Source organism: Erythrobacter donghaensis (assembly GCF_002155425.1).
GTDB classification, from domain to species: Bacteria; Pseudomonadota; Alphaproteobacteria; order Sphingomonadales; family Sphingomonadaceae; genus Erythrobacter; species Erythrobacter donghaensis.
In genome coordinates, this window is sequence record NZ_MUYG01000011.1 from 833,902 (window position 1) to 850,475 (window position 16,574).

The window sequence follows — 16,574 nt, forward strand, 5'->3', positions numbered from 1 at the left end:
AACACCGGCGAAGCCCAGACGGCTATTGGATCACAAATCAATCAGCATCCGGGTCGGATCCTCGATCGCTTCCTTGATGATCTTGAGCGCGGTCACCGCCTCGCGCCCGTCGATCAGGCGGTGGTCATACGACAGCGCCAGATACATCATCGGGCGGATCACGATCTCGCCGTTGCGGACAACCGGGCGGTCTTCGATGCGGTGGAGGCCCAGCACTGCACTCTGCGGCGGGTTGATGATCGGGGTCGACATCAGCGAGCCGAACACGCCGCCGTTGGAGATGGTGAAGGTGCCGCCGGTCATGTCTTCCATCTTCAGCGTGCCTTCCTTGGCGCGCTTGCCGAAATCGGCGATGTCCTGCTCGATACGGGCAAAGCCCTTCTTGTCGGCATCGCGGATCACGGGGACGACGAGGCCGTTCGGCGCCGACACGGCCACCGAGATATCGACATAGTCGTGATAGATGATCTCGTCACCGTCGATATAGGCGTTGACGCTCGGCACGTCCTTCAGCGCAAGGCAGGCGGCCTTGGCGAAGAAGCCCATGAAGCCGAGGCGAATGTCATGCTTCTTGGCGAAGAGGTCCTTGTACTTGTCGCGCGCTTCCATGACCGCGCTCATGTCGCAATCGTTGAAGGTGGTGAGCAGCGCGGCATTGTCCTGCGCGCTCTTCAACCGCTTGGCGATGGTCTGGCGCATCCGGGTCATCTTGACCCGCTCTTCACCGCGCGCGCCGGAGCTGGTCGTGGCCGGGGCAGCGGAGGCGGGAGCCGGAGCCGGAGCGGGGGCAGGCGCGGGGCCCTTGGCCTTGGCCTCGGCGGCGGCGAGGACGTCTTCCTTGGTCAGACGGCCATCCTTGCCGGTGCCCTTGATGGTCGAGGGGTCAACCCCGTGTTCCAGCACCGCGCGGCGCACGGCGGGCGACATGGTCTGGGCGGGAGTGAGCAGCTCTTCCGAAGCGGCAGGCGCGGGAGTGTCGGCCTTGGCTGCGGCGGGGGCCGGAGCGGGGGCCGCCGCACCGGCAGTCGCGCCTTCCTCGATGATCGCGATCACCGCGCCGACCTCGACCGTGTCGCCGACCGCGACGACGTGCTGGCTCATCACGCCCGCGACCGGCGAGGGCACGTCGACCGCGACCTTGTCGGTCTCGAGGCTGGCGATCGGTTCGTCAGCCGCAACCGCTTCGCCCGGCTGCTTCAGCCATTCGGCGATGGTGCCTTCGGTAACGGATTCGCCAAGGACGGGGACTTTGATTTCGGTGGCCATTGCAATGGGTTCCTGAAACTTGCTTTAATCTCGTGTGAAGAAGATGGCGGCGCTCACAGCCCCAGCGCGGCGGCGACGAGCGCCTCCTGCTGGGCCTTGTGGCGGCTGGCGAGACCGGTCGCAGGCGAGGCGGCAGCATCGCGGCCGGCATAGGTCGGACGCATGCCCGTGTGCCCGGCCGCGGTCAGCGCATCCTCGATCCGCTCGTTGACGAAGAACCATGCGCCGTTGTTGCGTGGCTCTTCCTGGCACCAGACCACCTCTTTGAGGTTGGTCATGCGCTTCAGACGAACGCTGAGCGGGTCGCCGGGGAAGGGGAAGAGCTGCTCGATCCGCACGATCGAAACGTCCTCGATACCCGCCGCATCGCGCGCTTCGATCAGGTCATATGCGACCTTGCCCGAGCACAGCACCAGACGCTTCACCTTGTCGTCGGCAATGGTCTTGGTGTCCGACTGGATGCGCCGGAACTGGCGATCGCCGAGGAACTCCTCGCGGCTGGACTTCGCCATGGGGTGGCGCAGCAGCGACTTGGGGCTCATGATGATCAGCGGCTTGCGGAAGCTCCGCAGCATCTGGCGGCGCAGCACGTGGAAGTAGTTGGCCGGGCTGGTGATGTTGCAGACGCACATGTTGTCGTCGGCGCACAGCTGAAGGAAGCGCTCCAGACGGGCCGAAGAGTGCTCCGGCCCCTGACCTTCATAGCCGTGCGGCAGCAGCATCACGAGGCCGTTGGCGCGCAGCCACTTGCTCTCGCCGCTGGCGACGAACTGGTCGATCATGATCTGCGCGCCATTGGCAAAGTCGCCGAACTGGCCTTCCCACAGCACCAGGCACTTGGGATCGGCCATCGCGAAGCCATACTCGAAGCCGAGCACGCCATATTCCGACAGCGTGGAGTCGTGCACTTCGAACTTGCCGTGGGGCAGGGTGTTGAGCGGCACGTATTTGCGTTCCGACTTCTGGTCGACCCAAACGGCATGGCGCTGCGAGAAGGTGCCGCGCCCGGAGTCCTGCCCCGACAGGCGCACGCCGTAGCCTTCCATCACGAGGCTGCCGAAAGCGAGCGCCTCGGCCGTCGCCCAGTCGAAGCCTTCGCCCGAGCTGAACATCTCGCGCTTGGCGGCGAGCACGCGGTCCAATGTCTTGTGAACGTCGAGATCGGCAGGGACTTCGGTCAGCACGCGGCCCAGCGCATCGAAGGTCTTGGGCTCGATCGCGGTTTCGACCGATCGGCGCGCGGTTTCCGGGTCGGCGGGCTTGTTGAGTCCGGCCCAGCGTCCGCCGAACCAGTCGGCCTCATTGGCCTTGTAGCTCTTGCCCGCTTCGAATTCCTCTTCGAGCAGCGCGGTGAATTCGCCAGCCATCCGCTCGCGGGTGCCCGGTTCCACCACGCCCTCGCGCACCAGCCGCGTTTCATAGGCAACGCTGACCTTGGGGTGAGCGCGGATCTTGTCATACATCAGCGGCTGAGTGAACTTGGGCTCGTCCCCTTCGTTGTGGCCGAAGCGGCGATAGCACCACATGTCGATCACAACGTCGCGGTGGAAGGTCTGACGATATTCGACCGCGAGCTTGCAGGCGAAGGTCACGGCTTCGGGATCGTCACCGTTGACGTGGAGGATCGGCGCCATCACGCCCTTGGCCACATCGCTGGGGTAGGGCGAGGAACGCGCAAACTTGGGGCTGGTGGTGAAGCCGATCTGGTTGTTGATGATGAAGTGGATGCACCCACCGGTGTCGTAGCCCGGCACGCCCGAGAGCGAGAGGCTTTCCCACACCACGCCCTGACCCGCAAAGGCAGCATCGCCGTGGATCAGCACGGGGAGCACCTGATCCTTCTTCTTCAGATCGTCGCGGATCGCCTGCTGCGCGCGCGCCTTGCCCAGCACCACCGGGTTCACCGCCTCAAGGTGCGAGGGGTTGGGCACAAGGCTCATGTGCACCGAAATCCCGTCGAACTCGCGGTCGGTGGAGGTGCCGAGGTGATACTTCACATCGCCCGAACCGCCGACATCGTCGGGATTGGCCGAGCCGCCCGAGAATTCGTGGAAGATCACGCGATACGGCTTGGCCATCACGTTGGCGAGGACGTTCAGGCGGCCGCGGTGGGCCATGCCGTAGATGATCTCGCGCACGCCCGCGCTGCCGCCGTGCTTGATCACGGCTTCCAGCGCCGGGATCATCGCTTCACCACCATCGAGGCCGAAACGCTTCGTGCCGACATATTTCTTGGCGAGGAATTCCTCGTAGCCTTCGCCGCGCAGCACGGCGGCGAGGATCGCCTTCTTGCCTTCGGGGGTGAATTGGATCGTCTCGCCGGGGCTTTCGAACTTGTCCTGCAGGAAGCGGCGTTCCTCGGTGTCGGCGATGTGCATGTATTCGAGGCCGACCTTGCCGCAATAGACTTCGCGCAACCGCTGGTGGAGCTTGCCCACCGTGGTCCACTCCATGCCCAGCACGCCGCCGACATAGACCTCTTCGTTCTCCTTGCCCGCAAGGCCGTGCCATTCGAGCGTGAGATCAGCCGGTCCCTCGCGGTTGCTGAGGCCGAGCGGGTCGAGATCGGCCGCCATGTGCCCGCGCACACGGTAGAGCCGCACGAGCGTCATAGCCGCGATCGAGAGCGCCGCGGCCTTTTCAATCGCTTTGGGGTCGGACGGCTTGCCCGCATCCTTCGCCGCCTGCTTGACCGCGAGCTTCATCTCGGTCGGGTCCATCGCAGCGACGAGATCGGAGGCGCTGTCGGCCAGCGTGTCGAGCCAGCCGCGCTTTGCCCACGAAGGGCCGGGCTGCGGGCCTTCCTGATCGGTGAAGGCGGGGATGAAGTTCTGCGGTTCGTTGCCCATGATGGGACTCCCGGGGAGGAGGAAGGATGGCCCCCCGTGTCAATCACGAGGGGCCGGTATTCTAAACGGCGGTTACGCCATTTCTTTGAGCATCGCGGCGAGGGTTTCCCCCAGCAGCGAGGGCGAGGGCGAGACGCGGATGCCCGCATCTTCCATCGCCGCGATCTTGTCTTCCGCGCCGCCCTGGCCGCCGCTGACGATGGCGCCCGCGTGGCCCATGCGGCGGCCCGGAGGGGCGGTGCGCCCGGCGATGAAGCCGACCATCGGCTTGCTCCGGCCCTTGGCGCGCTCGGCCTTGATGAAGGCGGCAGCCTCTTCTTCGGCCGAACCGCCGATTTCGCCGATCATGATGATGCTCTCGGTCTCGGGATCGTCGAGGAACAGGTCGAGCACGTCGATGAAGTTGGTGCCGTTGACCGGGTCGCCGCCGATGCCGACCGCGGTGGTCTGGCCGAGGCCCGCCATGGTGGTCTGATGCACGGCTTCATAGGTGAGCGTGCCCGAGCGCGAGACGATGCCGACCGAGCCCTTCTTGAAGATATTGGCCGGCATGATGCCGATCTTGCACTCGTTCGGGGTCAGCACGCCGGGGCAGTTGGGGCCGATGAGGCGCGACTTGGAGCCCGCGAGCGCGCGCTTGGCGCGGACCATGTCGAGCACCGGAATGCCTTCGGTGATGCAGATGATCAGCTCGATCTCGGCATCAATCGCCTCGCAGATCGCGTCGGCAGCGAACGGCGGCGGGACGTAGATGCACGAGGCAGTCGCACCGGTCGCGGCCTTGGCTTCGCGCACGGTATCGAACTGCGGCAGGCCGATATGCGTGGTGCCGCCCTTGCCCGGCGTCACGCCCGCGACCATCTGCGTCCCGTAATCGAGCGCGGCTTGGGTGTGGAAGGTGCCGGTGTTGCCGGTCATCCCCTGGGTGATGACCTTGGTGTCTTTGTTTACGAGGATGGACACTATTTTTCTCCAGAATCAATTATGACTACGGCGAACAGGCCATTGCCCTTTCGCCCAAATGCGATTGCGTGCGAGCCATAGCGATACGCGGTGGCTTCCTCGTCTGCGCTGACAGGAGCGAAAGCGAGTTCCAGCACGGTGGAAACTGTCGCCTCGTCTTCCGGCGCGAGTTTGCCCATTAGCTGGCATTGATTGGCCTTCTCGGGCTCAGTGAGGAAATAAAGAAACGGAAAACCTCCGGTCTTTCCGAAAGCCCTCAAGGGCAAATCTTTATAGGCTTCTGAGTCGTCCGGCGCGTCGAGGTTTTTCGCTCGTTCCCAGCCACGCGATAAGAGCACTTCTTCGCTAACGGCTGTCGGCGAAGTTGCTGCGGTGCAATCCTTGATAGCCTCGATCAGCAGTTCCGGGTTCACAGGGGGTGGTCCAGCGGGCTGCTCCTGCGCGGCGACTGGCGAGGCGACGAGAAGGCCAACGGCGATGGCTGCGAGTAGCCGCATTACGCGAGGCTCGGATCCAGCGCCTTGCAGGCCTCGAGCAGTTCCTTGACCGCATCGACGCTGACGCCGAGGTTGGCCTTTTCCTCGTCGGTGAGGTTGATCTCGATCACTTCCTCCGCGCCGCCCGCGCCGATCACCACCGGCACGCCGACATACAGCCCGTCGACGCCATACTTGCCGTCAACGTGCACCGCGCAGGGCAGGATGCGCTTCTGGTCGTAGAGATAGGCTTCAGCCATCGAAATGGCGCTGGTGGCGGGGGCGTAGAAGGCCGAGCCGGTCTTGAGCAGGCCGACGATCTCGCCGCCGCCCGAGCGGGTGCGCTGGACGATTTCGCCGAGGCGGTCTTCGGAAATGCCCTTGATCTTGGCCATGTCCGCGACCGGAATGCCGTTGATCGTCGAGTAGCTCAGCACCGGCACCATCGTGTCGCCGTGGCCGCCGAGCACAAAGGCGTTCACGTCCTTGACGCTGACGCCGAATTCCCATGCGAGGAAGGTGGCGAAGCGCGCCGAGTCCAGCACGCCGGCCATGCCGACGACCTTGTTGGCGGGAAGGCCCGAAAACTCGCGCAGCGCCCACACCATCGCGTCGAGCGGGTTGGTGATGCAGATCACGAAGGCATCGGGGCAGTTGGCGGCAATGCCTTCGCCGACCGCCTTCATCACCTTCAGGTTGATGCCGAGCAGGTCGTCGCGGCTCATGCCGGGCTTGCGCGCCACGCCCGCGGTGACGATCACCACGTCAGCGCCCGCGATGTCGGCATAGTCGTTCGAGCCGGTGATCGAAGCGTCGAAGCCTTCGACCGGGCCACACTGGCTGAGATCGAGCGCCTTGCCCTGCGGAATGCCCTCGGCCACGTCGAACAACACGATGTCGCCAAGGCCCTTCAGCGCGGCGAGGTGAGCGAGCGTGCCGCCGATATTGCCTGCGCCGACGAGGGCGATCTTCTTGCGGGCCATGTTTCGGACTTCCTTCCCTGATCCATCGGGACGGAGTTGATGGTCGCGCGCCTGGCGGCAAAGCCCGCAGACAAGCCCGGCGCTGGTGCCAGCCTCCCGTCCCAAGCGGCAAGGCACCCGTTACGAAACGGGCGGTAGGCCGCTCAAAAGTGGATTGCAACCGTCAAAAGGTCGGATTTGGCAACTATCTTTGCAAACAGTTCGCAGTTGCATTAATGCGCCTGTCCATCGCGTCCCCGCCACGACACGCCGCAGCTGCCGTAGCGGAACGGGGGCGTTCAGGAAGGGGCAAGATCGGACGGCGCGCGCGGGGCGAGGCGGCGGTCGAACATTCGGGTGACCGCCAGCCAGTGATCGCGCGCGTCGGCATCGCCATGCGCGGCGGCATCGCCTGCTTGCTCCAGCGCCGCCGAGGCCGCGGCGAGGCCGTGGACGGCAAAATGGTGCAGCGCGTCGATCAGCAGGGGTTCGAAGGGGCCGGGTACTTCGCTGCCGTCGGCCCGCGGCGTGCCATTGTCGTTCGCCGCCCGCGCCAGCGCCGGGGCGATCAGCCCGCGTCCCGCGGCCCGCCAGCCGAGACGACGGCCGGGGTGGTTGGTCGAGGCAAAGCGGACAGACATTGGTGGAGCATTCCCGTTCAACGCGCCGTGCCGGGGACGGGTCGGGGCGCGGCCACACCTCTAGCGGGGCGCCGCTAAGGCTTGGTGTGGCATTAGGGTTTCGCGGGTCTTAACCCTGTCCGCCGCGACCGGTTTATTGCTCGGGAGCGGGGATGGGGACTGCGTCCGGCCGGGCTTTCCATTGGCCGGCGCGGGCATATTCCGATTTGACCGAACCGGTGCCAGCATAGGCCTCGGTCGGAGCGGAAGGCGCGATCACGGGGGCCTTGCCCTGCGTGACCGCCGCGCCCTGCTTGCCGACCGGGACGGGGGCAAGATCATAAGCGATCACTGGGCGATCTGCGGCGGCGCTGGCGCTGGGCGCTGCGGCTGCGGCGGCGGCCTCAAGCGGTGTGGGCGCGCTGGTGCGCCCGCTCACCGTCGGCTCGACCCCGGCATAGCCGCCGTTGAAGGCCGCCGCCAATCCGCCCGCGCCGCGATTGCGGTAAAAGCGGTGCGCGCCGATCGTGCCGATATGGTCGAGTGTGCTCGCCCAATAGGGGTTGACCCAGAGCGTGTGGTAATGTGTCGCGAGGCCCACGGGCGCATAGACGCTGCCGTTAAGCGCCTCGGCGGCGATCTGCTGCGCGCGGGCCCAGCTCGCCCCGCCCGGACGCCGCGCAAGGCTGCCGTCGCAGGTGAAGGTGAACTGGCACCCGGTCGAGCGTTCCGACCCCTGATAGACGACGCCGCACACGCTCGAGGGCCACGCCGGGTGCGCCACGCGGTTGAGCACCACCTGCGCGACCGCGCGCTGTCCGGCCTCGCTCTCGCTCGCGGCTTCGTACCACACGGCCTGCGCGAGGCACTCGGCGGCGCGCAGCTGGGTGATGCCGGTGCCCGCGCCGTAGAAGGGCCTGGCCGCCGCGCCGACATCGATCAGCGCGCCGAGCTCGCGCCCGCTTTCCGCGCCCAGCGCCAACGGATCATCGGTGGGCAGGGCGACCAGCGCCGAGCCGGCGGGATCGGCCATGTAGAAATAGGCCGAGCCGGGGAAGCTCATCCCCGGTCGCTCGAACGGCAGCGCCGCTGCAGCCGCCTGCCGGGTGGCGAGTGCAGCGGTGCTCTCGACTGCGTCGCCGGGGAGCGTGGTAAGGCCGCCATTGGTAAGCCCCGGCGCCGCCATCGCGGGCACTGCAATCGCGGCGGCGAGCACGGCGAGGCGCTTGCGCCCCGTGCTGGCGAACGTCTTTGCGAAAGTCCTGGTGAGCCATGGGCCGAGCGGCAGCGTCCAGCCCCGCCGTGCGCGCGGGGCGGCAGTGCCCGAGGTGTCGACAAAGAAAGTACGCTGGCGGGCCATGATCGAACCTCGCTTACGCGCGTGCGGTTGGCGCGGCGAGGGCGGCACCGGGCAGCGTCCCTTTTCGGGACGGCGCGCACGGCAAGCGTAACCCGTTGCGCGCAGGCTCTCTGCCCCCTATCGCCGGGGCCGAACATGGCGCGGGATCGCATCACAACGGGGACGAAGGCGGCGCGCAGGCTGACGCTGCTGGTGGGCGCGGTGCTGCTCGCCGCCTGTGCGCCTGCCGCCCCGGGTGCGCACAGCGATCCGGCGAACCCCACCATCGTCAGCCTCAACCCGTGCCTCGACGCGATCTTGGTGGAGGTTGCCCCGCCCGCGCAGGTGCTGGCGCTGTCGCATTACAGCCGCGATGCCGGGGCAAGCTCGATCCCGGCGCCGGTCGCCGCGCGCTACGGCGTCACCGGCGGGACAGCGGAGGAGGTGATTGCGCTTCGGCCCGACATTGTGCTGGCCTCGACTTTCCTGCCTCAGCCGACCCGCACCGCGCTCGAACGGGCAGGGCTTCGGGTGGCGACCTTCGGCAGCCCCGCCACCATCGCCGAAAGCGCCGCGCAGGTGCGCGAGGTCGCCGCGCTGGCGGGGCGGGCAGGGGAGGGCGAGGCGCTGGCCCAGGATATCTCCGCCATTCCGGGCGCGCCGGGGCCGGCAATCGATGCCTTGCTGTGGCAGGAGGGCGAAATCGTCGCAGGCGAGCAGACCCTGATCGCAGAATTGCTCCGGCAGGAGGGCTTCGCCAGCAACGCCGCCGCGCGCGGATTGCGGCAGGCCGACCGGGTGAGCCTCGAGGTCGTGCTCGCCGATCCGCCGCAGGTGCTGCTGGTCGCAGGCGGGGCGGCGGGGCAGCGCCATCCAGTGCTGGAGGGCCAGCTCAAGGCGACCCACATCGCACCCTTCGATCCTGCGCTGATCTATTGCGGCGGGCCGACCATCCCCAAGGCCCGCGCCCGCCTGCGCGCGATCCGGGCCGAGGTGGAGCGGCGACCATGACCCGCGCCAACCTCGTCTTCGCAGCTCTGCTGGCGGTGCTGGTGCCGCTGTCGCTGCTCGCCGGACGGGTGTGGATCGCACCGGGCGATTTCGGCCCCGGCAACACTTGGTTGATCCTCGCCGAGCTGCGCGCCCCGCGGGCGGTGCTGGCGGTGACCATCGGCGCGGGGCTGGGTGCGGCGGGGGCGGCGATGCAGGGCTACCTGCGCAATCCGCTCGCCGATCCCGGCCTGTTCGGCATCGCGCCGATGGCCGCGCTGGGCGCGGTGGCGAGCTTCTGGTTGGGGAGCGCGATCCCGCCCGCATGGGCCGCCTGGAGCCTGCCGCTGATGGCACTGATCGGAGCGGGGCTCGGCATGGCGGCCCTCGCGCTGATCGCCGGGCGCACGACGAGCGATGCTACGGGCGGCGCGGGCGGCGGAATCGCGCTGTTCACGCTGGCAGGCCTGATGTTGGCGAGCCTTGCGGGCGCACTCACCGCACTCGCCATCACGCTCGCGCCCAATCCCTTTGCGCTCTCTGAAATCGTCATGTGGCTCAACGGCGCGCTCACCGACCGGTCGTGGCGCGAGGTGGCGATTGCCGCGCCGCTGACGCTTGCGGGGATCGGCGTGCTGGCGCTGGCGGCGCGCAGCCTCGATGCGCTGACGCTGGGAGAGGAGGCGGCGCGCTCGCTCGGGGTCGAGCCCGGACGGCTGCTGGCGCTGCTGGTGGTGGGGATCGGCCTGACGGTAGGTGCCGGGGTGGCGGTGGCGGGGATCATCGGCTTCGTCGGACTGATCGTGCCCCATCTGGTGCGCCCGCTGACCGACCGCCTGCCCTCCAGCCTGATCGTGCCGAGTGCGCTGGCGGGGGCCTGTCTCGTGCTGTTCGCCGACAGCGTGGTGCGGGTGCTGCCGCTGGTGACCGAGCTGCGGCTGGGCATTGCGCTCTCGCTGATCGGTGCGCCGTTCTTCGGCTGGCTGCTGCTGCGGATGCGACGGGGGCGCCTGTGACGGCTGACGCGGGCCTTGTGGCGGAAAACCTCACCCTGACCCGCGGTGGGCGTGAGGTGGTGCGCGCGGTCTCGGCGGAGCTGGTGCCGGGGCAGATCACCGCGATCACCGGGCCCAATGGTGCGGGCAAATCCTCGCTGCTGCTTGGCCTTGCGGGGCTGCTGTCGCCAGCGGACGGGCAGGTCACGCTTGAGGGCCGGGCGCTCGCCGCACTGGCCCCGGCCGATCGCGCGCGCGCCCTCGGTTATCTGCCGCAGAGCCCCGACATCGCCTGGGATGTGGCGGTGGAAAATCTCGTCGCGCTCGGCCGCCTGCCGTGGCGCGACCGGGGCACGGCGGAGGTTGCCGCGGCGCTGGCCGCGCTCGACCTCGAAGCGCTGCGCAAGCGCCCCGTCAGCCGGCTTTCGGGCGGCGAGCGCGCGCGGGTGCTGCTGGCAAGGGTGCTGGCCGGAACCCCGCACTGGATCCTCGCCGACGAGCCGCTCGCCGCGATCGATCTGGCGCATCAGTTCCGGCTGATCGCTCATCTCAAGGCCTGTGCAGCCGCCGGGCAGGGGGTGGTGATCGTGCTCCACGATCTGGCTTTGGCCATGAACCACGCCGACCGCGTGCTGGTGCTGAAGGACGGCGCGCTACTGGCAGACGGCCCGCCCGAAATCGCGCTCGCTCCCGCAGTGATTGCGCAAGGATGGGACACCGACGTCACCTGGATCGGCGAGCCCGGCGCGCAGGCTCTCACCTTCCCGGCTGGCGGACACTGAGACACCGGTCGGTCAGACGCTCAACCATCAGCGGCAAAAAACAGGGGCCGGAAACTGCATGAACAAGGCGTTTGGGTGCCCTTGTCACGCTCTTCCGGCCCCGAGCCGGCCTTTGGCAGGCACGCCAGGTTGCGACCCTGAAGGCCCCGGGTGGAGACCGGCAGTGATGGGATGGTGATGCGCGGCCCCGCCATTTTTGGCGACTTCAGATTTTCTGTAGGGTGGATCACTTAGCTGAAAATAAATGAAAATTATCGGAGTTGTCTGGTGATCGCGCCCGATTGCCTGCCTTTCCCGGTGCCATTCGGGCCTTGATCCGGGCATCCCGACACCCACTTCTGGAGCGATCCTGCACCTGATGCGTTATGGCGAGTGCGCGCGGTGGCCTCAGTCCTGTGGCCATTCCCGCACGCCGCCCCTGACGCCCCTCTCTTGACCAACGCGAACATTTCCGGAACACACCCGCCCCATGAGTCTCACCACCATTTCCGTGCGCGGTGCGCGCGAACACAACCTCAAGGGCATCGACATCGATCTGCCGCGCGATGCGCTGATCGTGGTCACCGGCCTCAGCGGCAGCGGCAAGTCGAGCCTAGCGTTCGACACGATCTATGCCGAGGGGCAGCGCCGCTATGTCGAGAGCCTCTCGGCCTATGCGCGCCAGTTCCTGGAGATGATGCAGAAGCCCGATGTCGAGCATATCGACGGGCTCTCTCCGGCGATCTCGATCGAGCAGAAAACCACGAGCCGCAACCCGCGCTCGACCGTGGCGACGGTGACCGAGATCTACGACTACATGCGCCTGCTGTGGGCGCGGGTGGGCGTGCCCTATTCGCCCGCCACTGGAGAGCCGATCTCTGCACAGACCGTCAGCCAGATGGTCGACCGGGTGATGGCCTTGCCCGAAGGCACGCGGCTCTATCTGCTCGCCCCCGTGGTGCGCGGGCGCAAGGGCGAATACCGCAAGGAGCTGGCCGAATGGCAGCGGCAGGGCTTCACCCGTGTGCGGATCGACGGGGAGATCTACCCGATCGAGGAAGCCCCCGCGCTCGACAAGAAGTTCAAGCATGACATCGAGGTTGTGGTCGATCGCATCGCGGTGAAGGAGGGCATCGAGACCCGCCTCGCCGAAAGCTTCGAACAGGCGCTGAAGCTGGCCGAGGGGCTGACCTATGTCGATCTGGCGGACGGCGTGGTGCCGGGGCGCGAAGGCGAGGCGCAAGGAGCGGGCGCGATGAAGGGGGCAGGGCTGCCCGCCAACCGCATCGTCTTCTCCGAGAAATTCGCCTGCCCGGTCAGCGGCTTCACCATCGAGGAGATCGAGCCGCGGCTGTTCTCCTTCAACGCCCCGCAAGGCGCGTGTCCGGCCTGTGACGGGATCGGCGAGAAGATGCTGTTCGATCCGCAGTTGGTCGTCCCCAACGAGGCGCTGACGCTGAAGCAGGGCGCGGTCGTGCCCTGGGCCAAGTCCAACCCGCCGTCACCCTATTACATGCAGGTGCTCGCAAGCCTCGCCAAGGCCTACGGCTTCGACCTCACGACCCCGTGGAAAGACCTCGCGCCCGAACAGAAGCTCATCATCCTCCACGGCACGGGCGGGATGCCGGTGCCGCTGACCTTCAAGGACGGCCGCCGCGAATACACCGTCAACAAGGCGTTCGAAGGCGTGATCGGCAACCTCAACCGCCGCATGATGCAGACCGAAAGCGCGTGGATGCAGGAGGAGCTCTCCAAGTACCAGACTGCGCAGGCTTGCGAGACCTGCGGCGGCAAGCGGCTGAACGAGAAGGCGCTGAGCGTGAAGGTGCCGAGCGCCGCCGGGCCGACCGACATCGCCACCCCGGTGCAGATGAGCGTCGCCGATGCCAAGGCGTGGTTCCTCGGCCTCGACGAACACCTCAGCCCGCAGCAAAGCCAGATTGCCAAGGCGATCCTGAAGGAGATCAACGAGCGGCTGGGCTTCCTCGACAATGTCGGGCTCGACTACCTCAACCTCGACCGCACCTCCGGCACCCTGTCGGGGGGCGAGAGCCAGCGTATCCGGCTGGCCTCGCAGATCGGCAGCGGGCTTTCGGGCGTGCTCTACGTGCTCGACGAGCCCTCCATCGGCCTCCACCAACGCGACAACGACCGGCTGCTCGAAACCTTGAAGCGCCTGCGCGATCTCGGCAACACCGTGATCGTCGTCGAGCACGATGAGGACGCGATCCGCACCGCCGACCATATCGTCGACCTCGGCCCCGGCGCCGGGGTGCATGGCGGCGAGGTGGTGGCGCAGGGGACGCTGAAGCAGATCCTCAAGGCCAAGGGCTCGCTCACCGCGGACTACCTCACCGGCAAGCGCAAGATCGAGGTGCCCGCCAAGCGCCGCAAGGGCAACGGCAAGCACATCACGGTCAAGAACGCGCGCGCCAACAACTTGAAGGGCGTGACCGCCAAGATCCCGCTCGGCACCTTCTGCTGCATCACCGGCGTCAGCGGGAGCGGCAAGTCCTCGCTCACCATCGACACCCTGCAGGCGGGTGCCGCGCGGGTGCTCAACGGCGCGCGGGTGATCGCCGGGGCGCATGACGAGATCACCGGGCTGCAGCACTGCGACAAGGTGATCGAGATCGACCAGTCGCCCATCGGCCGCACCCCGCGCTCCAACCCCGCCACCTACACCGGCGCCTTCACCCAGATCCGCGACTGGTTCGCGGGCCTCCCGGAGAGCCTCGCGCGCGGTTACAAGCCCGGGCGCTTCTCCTTTAACGTCAAGGGCGGCCGCTGCGAGAAGTGCCAGGGCGACGGCCTGATCAAGATCGAGATGCACTTCCTCCCCGACGTCTACGTCACCTGCGAGGAATGCCACGGCAAGCGCTACAACCGCGAAACGCTCGAGGTGAAGTTCAAGGGCCACTCGATCGCCGACGTGCTCGACATGACGATCGAGGATGCCGAGGAATTCTTCAAGGCCGTCCCCCCGATCCGCGAGAAGATGCGGATGCTGAACGAGGTCGGCCTCGGCTACGTCAAGGTCGGCCAGCAGGCGACGACCCTGTCGGGCGGCGAGGCCCAGCGGGTGAAGCTGGCGAAGGAACTCGCCCGCCGCTCGACCGGGCAGACGCTCTACATCCTCGACGAGCCGACCACCGGCCTGCATTTCGAGGACGTCCGCAAGCTCCTCGAAGTGCTGCACCGGCTGGTGGAGCAGGGCAACTCGGTGGTGGTGATCGAACACAACCTCGACGTGATCAAGACCGCCGACTGGATCATCGATCTGGGGCCGGAGGGCGGTGTGCGCGGCGGGGAGATTGTGGCGGAGGGCACGCCGGAGAAGGTAGTGAAGGAGCTGCGGAGCTTTACGGGGCGGTATTTGGCGCCGTTGTTGGCGAAGTGATCCACCCCTGTCCCGCTTGCGTGAGGGCGGTTGGAGATGCTGCAGTAACTGATTTGCCCGATCTTGATACTCTGGTCTTTACTTTCTCGAAAATCTTTGCATCCACTGCATCATGCAGTCGCCAAAATTCTCTCAAAAATCTAGCCAGTTGCGACGATTGGTGGCACCCAAACGGCTTTCCGATTTGTGGAAGTCTCAAATTCGTGACAAAATGCGAAAACAGATCGTGCCGGATGCAGTCGAATTCCTCGACTTCCATTTTGATATTAAGAAACGAACTGCACAAATCGAGGCGCTAGTATGCGGAGGGAACTACCTTCCGAGCCCCATTTTAAGACTCACGATGGAAAAATCTAAGGGGCTGTGTCGGCAAATTTCTTTGCCCGACCCTTCTGATGCGCTCATTTTGCAAATTTTATCTAACCGGCTTTGGGCGGCCATCTCACCACAAGCGCCCACGGACACTGCCTTCTTTGCTCCGCAGGATCAGCCGTTTGCTAAGAAGAACATTGTAGATCAGGAAGATGAGTGGGGTTACGGGCCAATTGAATCTTGGCTCGATTTCCAAAAAGAAATACTTAAATTCTCAAAGAACCGCAAATATATCGTAGTAACTGATATTGCAAATTATTATGATTTTATCATCCATCAATATTTAAGGTCAATAATTAGTGAATATACAACTGAAAAAGAGCATTCTTTAGATTTATTGTTGTTTATTTTGGATGCGATGCTGTGGCGACCTGATTACATGCCTAATTTTGGCATTGGTCTGCCTCAAATGGATCTAGATGCGCCGCGGTTGTTGGCGCACACTCATTTGTTTGAGATCGATGCTCTCTTCGCAAATGACCCAGACGCTGATTACGCGCGCTACATGGATGATATCGATTTTGGCGTCGATACGCTGGCCAAAGCCAAAAGCGTATTGCGAGACCTAGACCTTGCGCTACAAACGCGAAATCTCCGGGTAAATTCCGGTAAGACGCAAATATTGACCGCCCAGCAAGCCGTTAGTCACTTCAAAGTTGAAGAAAATTTGTTTCTTGATCGTTTGATCGGAAGGCTCGAGCTTCACAAGACGAATCCCATAAGAGTAGGCTTCTATGGTCGGCTAGCTGTAAAATTGCTACGTTCGAGCAGGGCTCGCGCGCGATTTTCGACCGGTAACGGCTCCAAAATCATTAAGCGTCTTCTCTCAATAATCAAGGGAACAAGGACGCCGATACCTGATGATATCTTCCGATGGTTGTTGGTAGAGCACCCGGGTTTGCGCAAGGAGCTTTTCTCTGCGTGGTCGAAATCAGGGATCACGAAGAATCAAATTGATAGATTGATTGAATTTCTCCGAAGCGGTGAGGCAATTGATGATATGGTTTTCATTTTGTCAATAAACTCCATGACTCATGCGCGTTTTGGAAGACGATTCAATAATTCACTTTTCTCAAATCTTCGTCTCTCTTTGAAGGGCGGTGAAGCATCAATGTTATACAGCCGATTACTGCTTGTATCGAGGTTTGATAGTTTTTCGCTATTGTGGAGCGAAATCTCTAACACTCATACGATTTGGTCTCGCCACAAGTTTTTGTCGCGTCAGGTCGCCGGCTTCGCACCACTATTTTTCAATACATCTCTCTGGGATAAATATGCCGCATTGGTTCGTAGGTGGTCAGGCGACGAAGGAATGTCTGTCTTTGAGTTTCACGAGGGTCTTCGTAGCGATCCTACCACAGTAAAGGCAGTTCGAGCATTTCTTAAAGCGAGTAACCCATCTTCCGGAACCGAGATTTCGCATGCCAAAGCTCTTATGGTTCTGTCCGTTGTCCAGAATGACAAGCTTGATAAGCTGCAAAGGGCGCAGCTTGTTGGGTCGCATGCAGTTATGATGTCGGACTCCTACTATCAGCCAATTTTTTCTGCTGCCCTTAGCTCAATGAAGTGAATCCGTCCTTT

12 protein-coding genes are annotated in these 16,574 nt (G+C 64.7%); 5 read left to right on the top strand and 7 right to left on the bottom strand.

Annotated elements, in window-relative coordinates:
- Positions 1 to 30: 30 nt before the first annotated feature.
- The 7 genes from odhB to BZF59_RS15610 all read right to left on the bottom strand — a co-directional run bounded on the left by odhB (position 31) and on the right by BZF59_RS15610 (position 8,496).
- A complete protein-coding gene (gene odhB / locus BZF59_RS15580; RefSeq protein WP_086609125.1) occupies positions 31 to 1,266 on the bottom strand; it encodes a 2-oxoglutarate dehydrogenase complex dihydrolipoyllysine-residue succinyltransferase in 1,236 nt (411 codons plus the stop codon).
- Positions 1,267 to 1,319: 53 nt separating this feature from the next.
- The gene (locus BZF59_RS15585) at positions 1,320 to 4,115 is read right to left on the bottom strand and encodes a 2-oxoglutarate dehydrogenase E1 component (protein ID WP_086609126.1); all 2,796 of its coding nucleotides are present in this window, start codon (positions 4,113 to 4,115) and stop codon (positions 1,320 to 1,322) included.
- A 72-nt stretch (positions 4,116 to 4,187) separates the two neighbouring features.
- Complete coding sequence (gene sucD / locus BZF59_RS15590; RefSeq protein ID WP_086609127.1) at positions 4,188 to 5,078, bottom strand: succinate--CoA ligase subunit alpha; 891 nt, start codon at positions 5,076 to 5,078, stop codon at positions 4,188 to 4,190.
- Positions 5,078 to 5,491 (bottom strand): hypothetical protein, encoded by a 414-nt coding sequence (locus tag BZF59_RS15595; protein ID WP_143738194.1) that lies wholly within the window; start codon positions 5,489 to 5,491, stop codon positions 5,078 to 5,080. The genes sucD and BZF59_RS15595 overlap by 1 nt, the downstream gene beginning before the upstream one ends.
- A gap of 83 nt (positions 5,492 to 5,574) precedes the next feature.
- Complete coding sequence (mdh, locus tag BZF59_RS15600) at positions 5,575 to 6,537, bottom strand: malate dehydrogenase (RefSeq protein ID WP_086609129.1); 963 nt, start codon at positions 6,535 to 6,537, stop codon at positions 5,575 to 5,577.
- Between the two features lie 278 nt (positions 6,538 to 6,815).
- Complete coding sequence (locus BZF59_RS15605) at positions 6,816 to 7,157, bottom strand: hypothetical protein (RefSeq protein ID WP_086609130.1); 342 nt, start codon at positions 7,155 to 7,157, stop codon at positions 6,816 to 6,818.
- A 133-nt stretch (positions 7,158 to 7,290) separates the two neighbouring features.
- On the bottom strand, positions 7,291 to 8,496 hold the full coding sequence (locus tag BZF59_RS15610; RefSeq protein WP_245806178.1) for a cell wall hydrolase: 1,206 nt from the start codon (positions 8,494 to 8,496) through the stop codon (positions 7,291 to 7,293).
- Positions 8,497 to 8,631: 135 nt separating this feature from the next.
- On the opposite strand from BZF59_RS15610, the gene BZF59_RS15615 reads away from it, so the two are divergent.
- The 5 genes from BZF59_RS15615 to BZF59_RS16125 all read left to right on the top strand — a co-directional run bounded on the left by BZF59_RS15615 (position 8,632) and on the right by BZF59_RS16125 (position 16,563).
- The gene (locus BZF59_RS15615) at positions 8,632 to 9,486 is read left to right on the top strand and encodes an ABC transporter substrate-binding protein (protein WP_086609131.1); all 855 of its coding nucleotides are present in this window, start codon (positions 8,632 to 8,634) and stop codon (positions 9,484 to 9,486) included.
- Positions 9,483 to 10,481 (top strand): FecCD family ABC transporter permease, encoded by a 999-nt coding sequence (locus BZF59_RS15620; RefSeq protein WP_086609132.1) that lies wholly within the window; start codon positions 9,483 to 9,485, stop codon positions 10,479 to 10,481. Before BZF59_RS15615 ends, BZF59_RS15620 begins: the two co-directional genes overlap by 4 nt.
- Positions 10,478 to 11,242, top strand: a complete 765-nt coding sequence (locus BZF59_RS15625; protein WP_086609133.1) for an ABC transporter ATP-binding protein — start codon at positions 10,478 to 10,480, stop codon at positions 11,240 to 11,242. The genes BZF59_RS15620 and BZF59_RS15625 overlap by 4 nt, the downstream gene beginning before the upstream one ends.
- Positions 11,243 to 11,711: 469 nt before the next feature.
- The gene (gene uvrA, locus BZF59_RS15630; RefSeq protein WP_086609134.1) at positions 11,712 to 14,621 is read left to right on the top strand and encodes an excinuclease ABC subunit UvrA; all 2,910 of its coding nucleotides are present in this window, start codon (positions 11,712 to 11,714) and stop codon (positions 14,619 to 14,621) included.
- A gap of 112 nt (positions 14,622 to 14,733) precedes the next feature.
- Positions 14,734 to 16,563: an RNA-directed DNA polymerase gene (locus BZF59_RS16125; RefSeq protein WP_143738195.1), complete on the top strand. Its 1,830-nt coding sequence runs from the start codon at positions 14,734 to 14,736 to the stop codon at positions 16,561 to 16,563.
- Positions 16,564 to 16,574: the final 11 nt, after the last annotated feature.

Excerpts from the sequence above, each read along its gene's own strand:
- odhB (WP_086609125.1), bottom strand. The coding sequence starts at position 1,266 with ATGGCCACCGAAATCAAAGTCCCCGTCCTTGGCGAATCCGTTACCGAA.
- BZF59_RS15585 (WP_086609126.1), bottom strand. The coding sequence starts at position 4,115 with ATGGGCAACGAACCGCAGAACTTCATCCCCGCCTTCACCGATCAGGAA.
- mdh (WP_086609129.1), bottom strand. The coding sequence starts at position 6,537 with ATGGCCCGCAAGAAGATCGCCCTCGTCGGCGCAGGCAATATCGGCGGC.
- BZF59_RS15605 (WP_086609130.1), bottom strand. The coding sequence starts at position 7,157 with ATGTCTGTCCGCTTTGCCTCGACCAACCACCCCGGCCGTCGTCTCGGC.
- BZF59_RS15610 (WP_245806178.1), bottom strand. The coding sequence starts at position 8,496 with ATGGCCCGCCAGCGTACTTTCTTTGTCGACACCTCGGGCACTGCCGCC.
- BZF59_RS15615 (WP_086609131.1), top strand. The coding sequence starts at position 8,632 with ATGGCGCGGGATCGCATCACAACGGGGACGAAGGCGGCGCGCAGGCTG.
- BZF59_RS15620 (WP_086609132.1), top strand. The coding sequence starts at position 9,483 with ATGACCCGCGCCAACCTCGTCTTCGCAGCTCTGCTGGCGGTGCTGGTG.
- uvrA (WP_086609134.1), top strand. The coding sequence starts at position 11,712 with ATGAGTCTCACCACCATTTCCGTGCGCGGTGCGCGCGAACACAACCTC.
- BZF59_RS16125 (WP_143738195.1), top strand. The coding sequence starts at position 14,734 with ATGCAGTCGCCAAAATTCTCTCAAAAATCTAGCCAGTTGCGACGATTG.